This window comes from Tamaricihabitans halophyticus (assembly GCF_004340875.1).
GTDB classification, from domain to species: Bacteria; Actinomycetota; Actinomycetes; order Mycobacteriales; family Pseudonocardiaceae; genus Tamaricihabitans; species Tamaricihabitans halophyticus.
In genome coordinates, this window is record NZ_SLXQ01000007.1 from 92,303 (window position 1) to 105,394 (window position 13,092).

General features: G+C 66.2%; 14 protein-coding genes and 1 riboswitch. Of the genes, 13 read left to right on the plus strand and 1 reads right to left on the minus strand.

From position 1 onward, the window contains the following. The first annotated feature begins 160 nt into the window (after positions 1-160). Genes EV191_RS16945 through EV191_RS16955 form a run of 3 tightly spaced genes read left to right on the plus strand, consistent with a single transcriptional unit; the run spans position 161 to position 3,360 of the window. Entirely contained in the window at positions 161-1,165 is a 1,005-nt protein-coding gene (locus tag EV191_RS16945) for a cation diffusion facilitator family transporter (protein WP_132878057.1), read from the plus strand. A gap of 32 nt (positions 1,166-1,197) precedes the next feature. Then, a complete protein-coding gene (cobA, locus tag EV191_RS16950) occupies positions 1,198-2,448 on the plus strand; it encodes a uroporphyrinogen-III C-methyltransferase (protein WP_132878058.1) in 1,251 nt (416 codons plus the stop codon). A gap of 57 nt (positions 2,449-2,505) precedes the next feature. Continuing rightward, positions 2,506-3,360, plus strand: a complete 855-nt coding sequence (locus tag EV191_RS16955; protein WP_132878059.1) for a crotonase/enoyl-CoA hydratase family protein — start codon at positions 2,506-2,508, stop codon at positions 3,358-3,360. A 47-nt stretch (positions 3,361-3,407) separates the two neighbouring features. Here the strand turns inward: EV191_RS16955 and EV191_RS16960 are convergent, their stop codons facing one another. Next, entirely contained in the window at positions 3,408-3,950 is a 543-nt protein-coding gene (locus EV191_RS16960; RefSeq protein ID WP_132878060.1) for a hypothetical protein, read from the minus strand. A 244-nt stretch (positions 3,951-4,194) separates the two neighbouring features. On the opposite strand from EV191_RS16960, the gene EV191_RS16965 reads away from it, so the two are divergent. From EV191_RS16965 to EV191_RS17010, 10 genes are all read left to right on the plus strand, one after another. After that, complete coding sequence (locus EV191_RS16965; RefSeq protein WP_165912984.1) at positions 4,195-4,749, plus strand: MarR family winged helix-turn-helix transcriptional regulator; 555 nt, start codon at positions 4,195-4,197, stop codon at positions 4,747-4,749. Continuing rightward, positions 4,746-7,451: an MFS transporter gene (locus EV191_RS16970; protein ID WP_132878062.1), complete on the plus strand. Its 2,706-nt coding sequence runs from the start codon at positions 4,746-4,748 to the stop codon at positions 7,449-7,451. The genes EV191_RS16965 and EV191_RS16970 overlap by 4 nt, the downstream gene beginning before the upstream one ends. Then, positions 7,448-8,254: a YceI family protein gene (locus EV191_RS16975; protein WP_132878063.1), complete on the plus strand. Its 807-nt coding sequence runs from the start codon at positions 7,448-7,450 to the stop codon at positions 8,252-8,254. Before EV191_RS16970 ends, EV191_RS16975 begins: the two co-directional genes overlap by 4 nt. 94 nt (positions 8,255-8,348) lie before the next feature. After that, complete coding sequence (locus tag EV191_RS16980) at positions 8,349-8,582, plus strand: hypothetical protein (RefSeq protein WP_243659016.1); 234 nt, start codon at positions 8,349-8,351, stop codon at positions 8,580-8,582. A 91-nt stretch (positions 8,583-8,673) separates the two neighbouring features. Beyond that, positions 8,674-9,300, plus strand: a complete 627-nt coding sequence (gene clsA, locus EV191_RS16985; RefSeq protein ID WP_132878064.1) for a cardiolipin synthase ClsA — start codon at positions 8,674-8,676, stop codon at positions 9,298-9,300. Between the two features lie 104 nt (positions 9,301-9,404). After that, positions 9,405-9,833, plus strand: coding sequence for a glycine cleavage system protein GcvH (gene gcvH / locus EV191_RS16990; RefSeq protein ID WP_243659017.1), 429 nt, complete (start codon positions 9,405-9,407; stop codon positions 9,831-9,833). A 189-nt stretch (positions 9,834-10,022) separates the two neighbouring features. Beyond that, positions 10,023-10,487, plus strand: a complete 465-nt coding sequence (gene garA, locus EV191_RS16995) for a glycogen accumulation regulator GarA (protein WP_132878065.1) — start codon at positions 10,023-10,025, stop codon at positions 10,485-10,487. After that, positions 10,484-11,227, plus strand: coding sequence for a transcriptional regulator FtsR (gene ftsR / locus EV191_RS17000; protein WP_165912985.1), 744 nt, complete (start codon positions 10,484-10,486; stop codon positions 11,225-11,227). The genes garA and ftsR overlap by 4 nt, the downstream gene beginning before the upstream one ends. Positions 11,228-11,430: 203 nt before the next feature. Further along, a complete protein-coding gene (locus EV191_RS17005) occupies positions 11,431-11,904 on the plus strand; it encodes a bifunctional nuclease family protein (RefSeq protein ID WP_132878066.1) in 474 nt (157 codons plus the stop codon). A 255-nt stretch (positions 11,905-12,159) separates the two neighbouring features. Then, positions 12,160-12,726: a MerR family transcriptional regulator gene (locus EV191_RS17010; protein ID WP_132878221.1), complete on the plus strand. Its 567-nt coding sequence runs from the start codon at positions 12,160-12,162 to the stop codon at positions 12,724-12,726. Between the two features lie 142 nt (positions 12,727-12,868). After that, a riboswitch (glycine riboswitch) is annotated at positions 12,869-12,960 on the plus strand. Positions 12,961-13,092: the final 132 nt, after the last annotated feature.

The window sequence follows — 13,092 nt, forward strand, 5'->3', positions numbered from 1 at the left end:
GGCGAGGTCAGCGCGGGGGCGGATGGCCAGCAACGGCGCGTGATCGGCTCAGCGGCCCGACCCATTGTGCTGTTGCGACTTAGGGGCAACTTCCAGCCGCTGGCTGTTGGGACCAATCGGCAATAAGTCTAATGTGGACAGAAAGCGGTATGCTCGGACAATGCATGGGCATGGGCATGGGCATGGGCATGGGCATGGGTGGCGGTGGCGACTGCTCCGGCCGCATAGCCACGATGTGGCCGATCAGGTAGATGACCATATGATCGCGAGCAGGCTCGGCCTGCGAACCCTGTACGGCTCGTTCGCGGTGCTACTGCTGACCGCGCTGGCGCAAGCCGGCGTGGTGTGGATCAGTGGCTCGGCGGCGTTGCTCGCCGATACCCTGCACAACGCCGTAGACGCGCTGTCCTCGATTCCCATCGCGATCGCCTTCCTGCTTGCCAGGCGCGCCGCGAGCCAGCGCTTCCCGTACGGCTACGGCCGGGCGGAGGACTTAGCCGGGTTGCTCGTTGTCGCTCTGATCGGCGTATCGGCCGCGCTCGCCGTGATCACCTCGACCCGCCAGCTGCTCGCCGCGCAGGAGGTCGCGGCCCTACCGGTCGTGGCGGCAGCCGCACTGGTCGGATTCGCCGGTAATGAGTTCGTCGCGCGCTGGCGGATCAGCGTCGGCCGGCGGATTGGCTCGGCGGCGCTGATCGCGGACGGACTGCATGCCCGTACGGATGGGTTCACCTCGCTCGCGGTACTCGTCGCGGTGGCCGGGGCGGCTCTGGGGTGGCACTGGGTGGATCCGGTGATCGGATTACTGGTCGCGGTGGCGATCGGATTGGTTTTCCTCGGCGCGGCACGCCAGGTGTTCGCCCGGCTGTTGGATGCCGCGGACCCGAGCCAGACCGAGGCCGCGCGGCGCGATGTGCTGGCGGTACCTGGCGTGCTGGCGGTCGAGGAGCTGCGGCTGCGGTGGTCAGGCCATGGGCAGCTGGCCGAGTTGACGGTCGTGCTGGCCCCGGAGACCAGCCTGGTCGCGGCGCACCGGATAGCGCACCAGGTGGAGCAGGCGGCGCGGCGGGCGGTACCGCGATTGCTTCGGGCGCAGGTACATATCCACCCGTGCGGTGCGACCGAACCAGCTACGGGTCAGCAAGGTCACCGTGTCTCGAGCTGACTCCGCGCGCCGGGCCAGGCATGCTATCCGCCATGCACGCTGAACAGCATTACTTGGCTGGTCTGGACCTGGCGGGACGGCGGGTAGTCGTCGTCGGTGGGGGAGTAGTCGCGCAGCGTAGGCTGCCGAGACTGCAATCGGCCGGTGCGGCGATCGAGGTGGTCGCACCCGCGGTCTCCGCGGCGGTACAGGCGATGGCCGAAGCGGGGGAGCTCACCTGGACGCGACGAGCGTACGCGGAAGGCGATCTGGCTGGCGCCTGGTACGTCATCGCCTGTACCTCCGATGCGGCGGTGAACGCGGCGGTCGGCGCCGAGGCCGAACGTCAACGGGTGTTCTGCGTGCGGGCGGATCTGGCCGCTGACGGCAGTGCGGTGACCCCGGCGGTCGGTTCGTACGAAGGTCTCGTGTTCGGTGTCCTGGCTGGCGGGGCATATCGACGCTCGGCCGGTGTCCGCGATGCGGTGCTCGCGGCCCTGCGGGACGGCAGGGTGGACGATCAGGGCGCGGCGGCCGCCACCGCGGAGGTTGCCTCGGCCGGTGACGAGACGCTGCCGGGCGTCGCGTTGATCGGTGGTGGGCCTGGTGATCCCGAGTTGATCACGGTACGCGGCCGGCGGCTGCTGTCCCGGGCGGATGTCGTCGTGGTCGATCGACTGGCGCCACGGGAACTGTTGGACGAACTGCCACCCGAGGTAGAGGTCATTGATGCCGCCAAGATCCCGTACGGGCGTGCGGCCAGCCAGGACGTGATCAATACGACGCTGATCGAACACGCCAGGGCAGGCCGGTTCGTGGTTCGCCTCAAGGGCGGCGATCCGTACGTCTTCGGCCGGGGCTTCGAGGAGGTGCTTGCCTGCGCGCAGGCTGGCGTGCCGGTCACCGTGGTTCCCGGTATCACCAGTGCCTTCGCGGTGCCTGCGATCGCCGATGTACCGGTCACCCACCGGGGCGTGACCCACGAGGTCGTGGTGGTCTCCGGGCATGTCGCGCCGGATGATCCGAGCTCGCTGGTGGACTGGGCGGCGCTCGGTCGGTTGCGCGGCACCATCGTGCTGATGATGGGCGTGGAACGACTGAGCCAGTTCGCCGAGGTACTACAGCGGCACGGGCGCGGCGCGGACACACCGGTCGCCGTGGTCCAGGACGGCACCCGACGGACCCAACACACGCTGCGCTCGACGCTGGCCAAGGTCGCCGCGGATGCCGCGGCGGCGGACATCAAACCCCCCGCGGTGATCGTGATCGGCGCGGTCGCCGCGCTCGGCGAGTCGGTCACCTGACACCCGGCCCCGTACCCGCCGGTAGCTTCGTCGTAACGGCTGCGCCAGGATGGGCGGATGGCGACTGATGTGGACGGGACCGGGGCGAGCTCGGCTGGGCTGGCCTCGCTCGCGGTGGACCGAACTGACGGCATCGCGGAGGTAACCCTGCTTGGCCCAGGCAAGGGCAATGCGATGGGGCCAGACTTCTGGCGGGAGCTGCCGCGGGTGTTCGACGAGTTGGACGCGGATCCGGATATCCGGGCGATCGTGCTGACCGGAAGCGGCGCGAATTTCTCGTATGGCCTGGACCTGCCCGCGATGTTGGCTGACTGGGCCGAGGTGCTCGGCGGCACGGCCTCGGCCAGCGCACGCACCGGGTTCCTGCGCGAGCTCCGTCGGCTGCAAGCCAGTATCGACTCCGTCGCGCGATGCCGGACACCGGTGATCGCGGCGATCTCCGGCTGGTGCGTGGGCGGCGGAGTGGATCTGATCAGCGCGGTGGATGTCCGGCTCGCCAGCGCGGACGCGAAGTTCAGCGTCCGCGAGGTCAAGGTGGCGATGGTGGCGGATCTGGGTAGCTTGCAGCGGCTGGGTCCGATCATCGGCGAGGGACACCTTCGTGAGCTGGCGTTGACCGGAAAGGACATCGACGCCGCGCGAGCCGAGCGGATCGGCCTGGTCAACGACGTCTACCCGGACCACGACGGGGTATATGCGGCCGCTCGCGCGATGGCTGTCGACATCGCCGCGAATCCACCGCTGGTCGTGCACGGCGTGAAGGAAATGCTCGCGGTGAACCATCAGCAGCGCATCGAAGAGGGGCTGCGATACGTCGGTGCCTGGAACGCCGCGTTTCTGCCGAGCGCGGACCTGACCGAAGCGGTCACCGCGTTCATGGAACGCAGGGAGCCGCGGTTCACGGGCGACTAAGGCTCCGCGTGCGCGGGTGAACCAGGGCTGAACTCGGCCGACGGCGGCTATTCGATGGGCTGCAGGTTGGCCAAGATCACCTGGTCGGTTTGCGTGTCCCGGCAGGTGGTGCCGCCTTGGGACTTCGGCGGACCGGAGACGCATTGCCAGGATTCCACCTGATCGGCGACCGGCCGTGTGCTGTCCGTTGGCTGTTTGCCCGCGATCTGTTTGTGGAACAGCTGAACGATGCGCAGCGATTCGGCGCAGTCGATCTGGTCGGATGGCAGTACCTCGACCACGGTGCCGTTGTCCGCGGGTACCGTCCCGCAGGCGTTGGGGTCCCGTTGCGGTGGCGCGTCGGGGGCGGATTCGCTGCTGCTGGATGTCTCCGGCGGCGAGGTCGACGGCCCGGTGGACGGGGCGGTACTCGTGCTGCTTGGCGTCGAATCGGCTTGCGAGGGTGACTCGTTCGATTCGGCGCAACCGCTGAGCAGCAGCACGGTGAGCAGTGCACCGGCGCCGATCGGGGTAAGGCCCCAACCGTGCCGGCGGCGGGATTTCCGCGAGTGTGCCCTGGGTATCTGACCGTGCACGACGAACCTCCGCATATCGACGTCCGCTGTTATCGGACCATGCGGTAGGTGGCGGATGCGGTAATGGCGGGACGTGTCGCGCCCGGTTTTCGGCAGGCGGGCCTGGGCGCCAGGCTAGGACTGAGATCACAACTAATGAATTTGCCGAGTCGGGCCAAACAGGTTCATAGTTGACCCTAGCAACCACTTGCATTCATCAATCAATAAAATGTCTGGTTCGGGCAGTGTCCGGACCTGGAAGAGTGGAGTACGCAGGGATATGTCGGCCGCAGCGGCCCCGCCCGAGGGTACGGAGCAGGACTTCCCGGTCGAGCTCGCCAGCGCCGACCGCATCGCGAGCGCGTTGGTGCGGTTCATGCGCCTGTTGGGGCGGGCGAAGCAGCAGTTCGCGGCGTCCAGCGAAGGACTGGAGCACACCGCCTTCATGCTGCTTGCTCGTCTGGTGACCGACGGCGCGCAGCGATTGACCACCCTCGCCGAGTCGGTGATGTCCGACCCATCCACGGTCAGCCGGCAGGTCGCGCCTCTGGTACGCGAGGGGCTCGTGGAACGCAGGCCCGACTCGGAGGACCGGCGAGCGAGCCTGCTGGCGGTCACCGACGACGGAATGCTGCTGTTCGAAGCTGGCCGGCGGCAGCGGGACATGTTTATTGCGAATGCGTTGCGGGAGTGGGCATCAAGCGATGTCGAGCAGTTGACCTCGCTGCTGGAACGGCTGGCGACGGATTTCGAGAACGAACTCACCGATCTCGCCCCCGGTAGTGAAGCGGTACCACGCCGAGGAGATCGAGGGGACCAAGGGGAACAAGGATGAGCAGGACCACCGCCTCGCCAGTGACGGGCGACGGGTCGGCAGCGGCGCCAACATCGGCGGAGTCGTTGTCACACAAGCAGATCGTTACGATCCTCATCGGACTGATGACGGGGATGTTCCTGGCCGCGCTCGATCAGACGATCGTGGGTACGTCGATTCGTACCATCGCCGATGACTTGCACGGACTGAGCCTGCAAGCGTGGATCACGACCGCGTACCTGATTACCGCGACGATCTCCACGCCGATTTACGGGAAGCTTTCCGACATATACGGTCGCAAGCCGTTCTATCTCGCAGCGATCTCGATCTTTATCGCTGGCTCGATCGCGGCGACCTTTGCCCAGTCGATGTACCAGCTGGCCGCGTTCCGCGCGATTCAAGGACTCGGCGCGGGTGGGTTGATGTCGCTGGCCATGACGATCCTCGGTGACCTGGTGCCGCCTCGGCGACGGGCCAAGTATCAGGGTTACTTCCTTGCCGTCTTTGGTACCTCAACCGTACTGGGGCCGGTACTCGGCGGGTTCTTCGCCGGAATCGACACCTTCGCGGGAGTTGATGGCTGGCGGTGGGTGTTCCTGGTGAACGTCCCGCTCGGCGCCATCGCGCTGTTCGTCGTCGCGAAAGTGCTGAACGTGCCGCATGAGCGGCATAATCACCGGATTGACTGGTGGGGTGGACTCGCGCTGATCATCGGCCTGGTTCCGTTGCTTCTTGTGGCCGAACAGGGTCGGGAATGGGGCTGGGGCTCGACCCGGTCATTGGTGTGTTTCGGGATCGGCGCGTTCGGGATCCTGCTGTTCATTCTCATTGAACGGGCGATGCGCGACGAGGCGCTGATCCCGCTCCGGCTGTTCCGGAACGCGACCTTCGCGGTAGCCATCGTCGGCGGCTTCATCGTCGGTATCGCGATGTTCGGCGCGATCATGCTCGTGCCACAGTATCTGCAGATCGTGCAGGGTTACACACCCACCGAGTCCGGCCTGTTGATGCTGCCGCTGATGGTCGGGGTGATGTCGGCTTCGGTCCTTTCCGGTCAACTGACCTCGCGGACCGGCCGGTACAAGATCTTCCCGATCATCGGGACCGCGTTGATGACCGTTGGGATGCTGCTTTTCGCGCAGATCGAGTGGAACAGTCCACTGTGGCAGCCGATGCTCTACATGTTCGTGATCGGCATCGGGCTCGGTAACTGCATGCAGACCCTGATCATCGCGGTGCAGAACGCGGGCCCGAAGCGGGATATGGGTGTTTCCACCGCGACCGCGACCTTCTTCAGGCAAATTGGTGGGACTACCGGCGTCGCGGTATTCATGTCCATTTTGTTCAGCACCCTGATGGGCAATGTGGTCCGGGCGTTCCAGAACTCGGGGATGCCCCCGGAGGCGATGGGTGCCGGCGGCAACATCATGGAGGACTCCTCGTTCCTGCAGCAGCTGCCGATCGAGCAGGCGCGGCCGTTCTTCATCGGCTTCACCGACTCGCTGTCGACGGTGTTCTACGTCGGTGCCGGCGTGGCCGCGCTCGCTTTCCTGGTGCTGCTGTTCATGCGGGAGATACCACTCGCGGACGGTGCCGGCCCAGCAGCCGCGACACTCGAGGGCGGCGAAGCGGCCCTCGACGACACGGACGGCACGGACGATTCTGTCGTTGCCCCCTCGGCGAACTCGGCCACGGCTGGCGACGGGGCGCGCCATCGACTGGCTAGCGAATCCGAATGGGTGGAGCCGGAGTTCGCCGAGGCGCTACCGGTCGGAGCCGGTAACGGCCAGGCACACCCAACAGACACGGCCAGCTCGGCCGCACAAGCTCCGAGCGTGCGCACGGCGGCGCTCCCCGTGGCGAGTGCCTCGGCGGACCTTCCGCAGGCCGAGCCCGTCGCCGAGCCGTCCGGTGCCGTCATCTGGGGCACGGTGCGCCAGGGGGACGGTTCCGCAGTGGCGGATACCGCGCTCACCTTGATCGACCCGCGCGGTAGGCAGGTAGGGCGCGGGCGGTCGGGCATCGATGGCGTATTCCGGCTCGTGGCTCCTGGCCCCGGTAGCTACGTGCTGATCGGCGCGGCCGAAGCCCATCAACCCGAGGCCTACACCGTGACGGTGGACAACCAGCCGGTCGAGCTCGCGCTCGTGTTGACCGGTACCAGCAGTCTCGGTGGCGCGGTCACTACGGAGGACACCGGCCAGGCCGTCGCCGGTGCCACCGTCACGCTGACCGATGGGCGGGGAGAGGTGATCAGCGCTGAGCAAACCGATGTTGCCGGTAACTACCGCTTCGCCGAGCTCGTCGCGGGCGCCTACACCCTGGTAGTCAGCGCGGCAGGGCATCGACCGAGTGCCGTCGCGGTGACGGTCCCCGGTAGCGGGGCGACCAGGCAGGACGTGCGGTTGACCGGCGGTGCGCAGCTACACGGGGTGGCGCGGACGGGTTCAGCGGACCGAGCGGTGGCGGACGCGCGGATCACCCTGCTGGACGCGAACGGCAACGTGATGGGTGTGACGATCACCGGACCGAGTGGCGAGTACCGGTTCACCGACCTACCAGAAGGGGATTACACGGTCATCGCGAGCGGATATCCGCCGGTGGCGAGCGCGCTGCGGGTTGAGCCGGGCCAGGACGGCGAACACGACGTCCGGCTGGGGTATCCCGAAGACGGGCAGCCAGACTCGACCGCGGACACCGGACCGAGCGGAGCGGCGGAATGACCCCGGCCGTGACGGCACGGCTGCGTGGCACGGATGGTTGGCCGGTAGCTACCGCGGTACTGACGATCACCGACGGCAGTGGCGAGCAGGTTGGCAGAGCCAAGCCCGAGTCCGATGGAATGGTGCGGGCGGAGTTGCCGCCCGGTACCTACACGGTGGTGCTCACGGCAGCGGGTTTCACGCCTGCTGCTCGCACCGCCGTGGTGACCGCGAGCGGAGCGGATCTCGGCACCATCGTCCTGGAGCGTGTCGGGGGTATCGCGCTGCCGGAAGCTGGCGAGTGGTCGATCGATCCGGTGCATTCCACGATCCAAGTCACCGCTCGACACCTGGGCATCTCGAGCGTGCATGGTCGGTTCGCCGAGTTCTCCGGTCGGGTGACGGTCGCCGAACCCGTCGAACTGTCCACGGTGTGGGCGGAGATCGAGGCAGCGAGTATCGATACCGGAAACAAGATGCGGGATGATCATCTGCGCTCGATGGATTTCCTTCAGGTGGACGACCATCCGCGGATCTCCTTTGCCAGCACGGGATTGAGTCCAGCCGGCGGCTCCAAGTGGCTCCTCGACGGCATCCTCGATCTGTGCGGCGTGCGCAAACCGGTCCAACTGGATCTGGAGTACCTCGGTTCGGAGCAGGACCCCTGGGGTGAGCGGCGCGCTGGCTTCGCGGCGCGGACCGAGTTGCGCCGGGACGATTTCGCCATCAACTACAACCAGGTACTTCGGGCTGGAATCGCCGCCGTGGGCACGACATTACGGGTCAATTTGGATATTCAGCTGGTTCAAGGGACAGCGGGATAGCCTGTCTGGGCGACGTTGGTTAACGCGCGGCCGTAGCTTGCCGACCTACGAGGTGTAGGTACGCGCATGTCGAGCTGTGATCGCGAAGGAAGCCATGAACGGCGAAGCCCACCCCGAATCGACCGACGAGACTGATTCCGTGTCCGGCCGTGCCGCCGGCACGGCGCCGCCAACCACGCCTTGCACCGTGGTGTGGAGCCAGGGGAGGGCGTTCGTATTGGAAGCGGCGCTCAGCGGTAACCGGTGGGTGGGTTTCGATCAGCGAGGTCGGCCGCAGTCGCTGAGCTCCGGTGATCTGCAGCGGCGCGGCTGGAGCCGGCACCGCTAGTTCCGGCCCGACCCGAGCCAGCTAGCCGACCGGCGGACCGCACTGAGGCGGGTGAACCACGGCGGCTTCGCAGGTGTGGCACGCTAACCGCGTGTCGGCGGAAACTGGACAGCAGGCGTCTGATCGGATCTGGACGATCCCCAATGCGCTGAGCGTGCTCAGGCTCGCTGGGGTGCCAGTGTTCTTGTGGCTACTGCTCGGGCCGGAAGAGGACGGGTGGGCCCTCGCGTTGCTGGTTGCCAGCGCGCTCACCGATTGGTTGGACGGCAAACTCGCGCGCTGGCTCAACCAGACAAGCAAGTTCGGTGTGCTGTTGGACCCGGCGGCCGACCGGCTGTACATCTTCGCCACCCTGTTGGCCTTCGTACTCAGGGACATCCTGCCGCTATGGGTCGCGTTGATGCTTGTTGGTAGGGAGCTGGTGGTTGGCCTGTGCCTGCCCCTGTTGCGCCGCGCTGGCTATGCCCCGCCCGAGGTCACCTACGTCGGCAAAGCGGCGACGTTCTGCCTGATGTACGCCTTCCCGCTACTGCTGCTCGTGCAGACCGACACGACCGCGGCCGAGGTGTTCCGACCGATCGCCTACGCGTTCACCGTGTGGGGTGCGGTGCTGCACCTGTGGTCCGGGCTGCTCTACGTACTGCAGACCATCTCCGCGCTGCGGCAACGATCCGATGCGCCCGCCAGTTCAGCTGAGGACTCCCGGTCCGACTCCTGAGCCGGCGAGCACACCGGGGAGGGCCGTCGAGAGTGCTGGACGGGGGTGCCTTGCCGCGCCGTTCGAGCGCCGCATACGCTTCGGCCGCACGAGATCATCGGTGGGTGAGGGCGGGCCCGTACCTACTCGACGGGAGGAAGTATCCGGTGGTACCCGAGGAGTTGAAGTACACCGAGGAGCACGAGTGGATCGCCGTGCGGCAGGGTGATTCGGTACGTATCGGCATCACCGACTACGCGCAGACTCAGCTCGGCGAGGTCGTGTTCGTCGAGCTTCCAGAAGTAGGTCAGCAGGTTGGCGCGGGGGATTCGGTCGGCGAGATCGAATCGACCAAGAGCGTCTCGGAGGTCTACGCGCCGCTGAACGGCTCGGTAACCGCCGTGAACGAGGCCTTGGCGGACTCGCCGGAACTGATCAACAGCGAGCCGTACGGCGAAGGCTGGATGTTCGAGATCGCCGTATCTGATGCGGCCGCGTTGGATACGTTGCTGGACGCGGCTGCCTATCGTCAGCTGATCGCCGAGGACGCGTAACTCGGGTGAACGCGCTTGCCTCGACGAGGCGTACTGCTCAGGAAACCCGGTCGTTATACAGACATGGATCGTGGTAAATATCCGCGGGCCGATTGGGGGAGGCCTCATGTGGCTCGGTCAGGGTGGCACGGTACGTTGAGGCATATCGGCTGTTTCATGCGGAATCCACTAGCGTAGAGGAGAGCTCAGGTGAGCACGAACGACGGGCCCGGCGTTCCCCCGGAGCAATCTCCGGAACGGACTTCCGTCTTCCGGGCTGATTTTCTTGCGGATGCCGAGGCCGCGGACGCGCCGGCGCAGGAGCCATCCGTTGCCGGTGTAGACGCGTTGCCTGCCGGGTCGGCACTGCTGGTGGTCAAGCGGGGGCCAAACGCGGGTTCGCGGTTCCTGCTGGACAGGGACACCACCAGCGCGGGGCGGCATCCGGACAGCGACATCTTTCTCGACGACGTCACCGTTTCCCGTCGGCACGCTGAGTTCCGCAGGGAAGGCGGCGAGTTCGTGGTGATCGACGTTGGCAGCCTCAATGGCACCTACGTCAACCGGGAGCCCGTCGATCAGGCTGTGTTGGCCGGTGGCGACGAGGTTCAGATTGGCAAGTTCCGCTTGGTCTTTCTGACCGGCCCGGGTTCCGGAGGCCAGGGGGCGCAGTGACGGCGGCCGGTCGGCCATACCGAGAGGGGCTGAGCATCGGGGCGGTTCTGGCGCAGCTGCGCGCTGACTTCCCCGATGTGACGATCTCGAAGATTCGCTTCCTCGAGGCTGAGGGATTGGTTCAGCCGGCGCGTAGTGCCGCCGGATATCGCCAGTTCACCGACACGGACGTCGATCGTCTCCGATTCGTGCTTTCGGCGCAGCGGGATCGATACCTACCGCTGAAGGTCATCAAGGAGCAGCTGGACGCCGCCGATCGAGGGGTGGAGCCGATCACTCCGGTGCCACAGCCCGTGTCCGGTGAGTTGGTGGCGATGCGCCCGGAACGGGGTGGCATGCCATCCGCCGACGACTTCGTCATCGGTCAGGAGGTGCGGGTCACCCGCGAGGAACTGCTCGCGGAGGCCGGTATCGACGGCGCGATGCTTGCCGAGCTTGAGCAATACGGGCTGGTCAGAGCGGGCGCGGCCGGGTTCTACGACCAGGATTCGGTGCTGGTCGCCAGCACCGTGCGCGCACTGACCGGATACGGCATCGAGCCACGGCATCTACGCGCGTTCCGAGCTTCCGCGGACCGCGAAGTCGGCCTGCTCGAACAGATCGTTACACCGACGTACCGCCAGCGTGACCCCGAGGCGCATGAGCGGGCGGACCAACAAGTCCGTGAACTGGCAGCGCTGTCCGTTACGCTGCACACTTTGTTGGTGAAAGCCGGCATCCGGCGTGTCGCTCGCGGGTAATTTGTCCGTTTCTCCGGTCATCTTTGGCGTTTTGTGCAAGCGTGCAGCGGCTAGGATCAGTAAGTGAAGGCCGAATGGTCCGGCGATCTGTCGGGCATTGGATCCGATAGACGGGTAGCGTCAGGAATGTCGATGCGGGATCCTCGGATGGGCGGGGACGCTGTGTTGCTCGATCCGGACGCGGATGAGGGAGGCGATGCCCGATGAGCGAGATGCGCGTCGTGGGTGTGCGGGTCGAGTTGCCCGCCAATCAGCCGATCCTGTTGCTACGCGAGACGGATGGTGAGCGTTATCTGCCGATCTGGATCGGCTCGGTCGAAGCGACCGCGATCGCGCTCGAGCAGCAAGGTGTCCGACCGGCTCGGCCGTTGACGCATGACCTGCTCAAGGACGTGATCGGAGCATTGGGACGGGAGCTGGAGCAGATCCGGATCACCGATCTACAGGAAGGCACGTTCTTCGCCGAACTCGTCTTTGACGGAGATGTACGGGTCTCCGCGCGCCCGAGCGATTCGGTCGCGTTGGCGCTACGGGTTGGCGTCCCGATTCACGCCGAGGACTCCGTTCTCGAGGAGGCTGGGCTGCTGATCCCGGATGAACAAGAGGACGAGGTGGAGAAGTTCCGGGAGTTCCTCGACTCGGTATCGCCGGAAGACTTTCGCGGCGCGGACACCTGACGGCTCGCGTCGATGGGCGAATCCACAGGTCGCGAGCAAGTCTGAAGTTCTGGTAAAGCGCGCACGGCGTGTTCGCGTTGACCCGCCTCCCGGACAGCTCTACCGTCAACCTTAAGTGAATCGCGGTGATGTGATTCGGTGGCGGTCGAGGGTTTGGCCGACGCCGGTTCGGTGTCGCATTTCGCCGATCGGTTGCCCGCAGGTGGGGCGACGGATCTCGCTGCCGGCCGCCAGGCCGGGCGAGGGGAGGCAGGCGTGGTCGAGGATAGGCCGTTCGGAGTCGAGTCGGATGGGCAGGAAGCGCTGTTCCCGGATGCCTCGTACCCGGATGAGCTGGTCGGTTATCGCGGTCCGGCTGCCTGCCAGATTGCGGGCATCACGTATCGGCAGCTCGATTACTGGGCACGGACCGGTCTGATCGCCCCGTCGATCCGCACCGCGCATGGATCCGGTAGCCAGCGTCTCTACTCGTTCAAAGACGTGCTGGTTCTCAAGATCGTCAAGCGGCTGCTGGACACTGGGGTGTCGTTGCAGAACATTCGGGTAGCCGTCGACCACCTGCGGCAACGAGGTGTGCGTGATCTCGCCAAGATCACTCTGTTTTCCGATGGCACGACGGTATACGAGTGCACCTCGCCAGAAGAGGTCGTCGATTTACTGCAGGGTGGTCAGGGCGTGTTCGGGATTGCCGTCAGCGGCGCGATGCGGGAGATCAGCGGAACCATTCACGAGTTCCCCGCGGAGCGCGCGGACGGCGGGTCGGTGGAGCCCGTGGTCGAGGACGAGCTGTCCCGGCGGCGGCGCACCCGCGCCACGGGCTGACCCGGCAGAGCGAGACGTAAGAATGCGCGCACGGTCGTGCGCGTGATTACGCTCGGTGCAGCATGTCGAGGGAAGATTGTGGTTTAGCCTGTCGTCTGCACGCGAATCGGACGTGACGGGGTATTCTGCGGGGCGTAGTCGTTGAACCCACGCGGGAGAGTTCGGGATCAGCCCGACGCCGAAGGAGCAAATCCTCCCCAAGAACCTCTCAGGCGCATGGACCGCGTGGATGAGACGCCTCTGGAAAGTGGGTCGCCGCCTGGTGACCCCGCCGACGGTGCAAGCCGACGTCCTACCGGCGTGGGCGAAGCTCTCAGGCGCTCGCGCGTGAGCGGAGACAGAGGGGGAGGGCAGTAGACGGCGCTG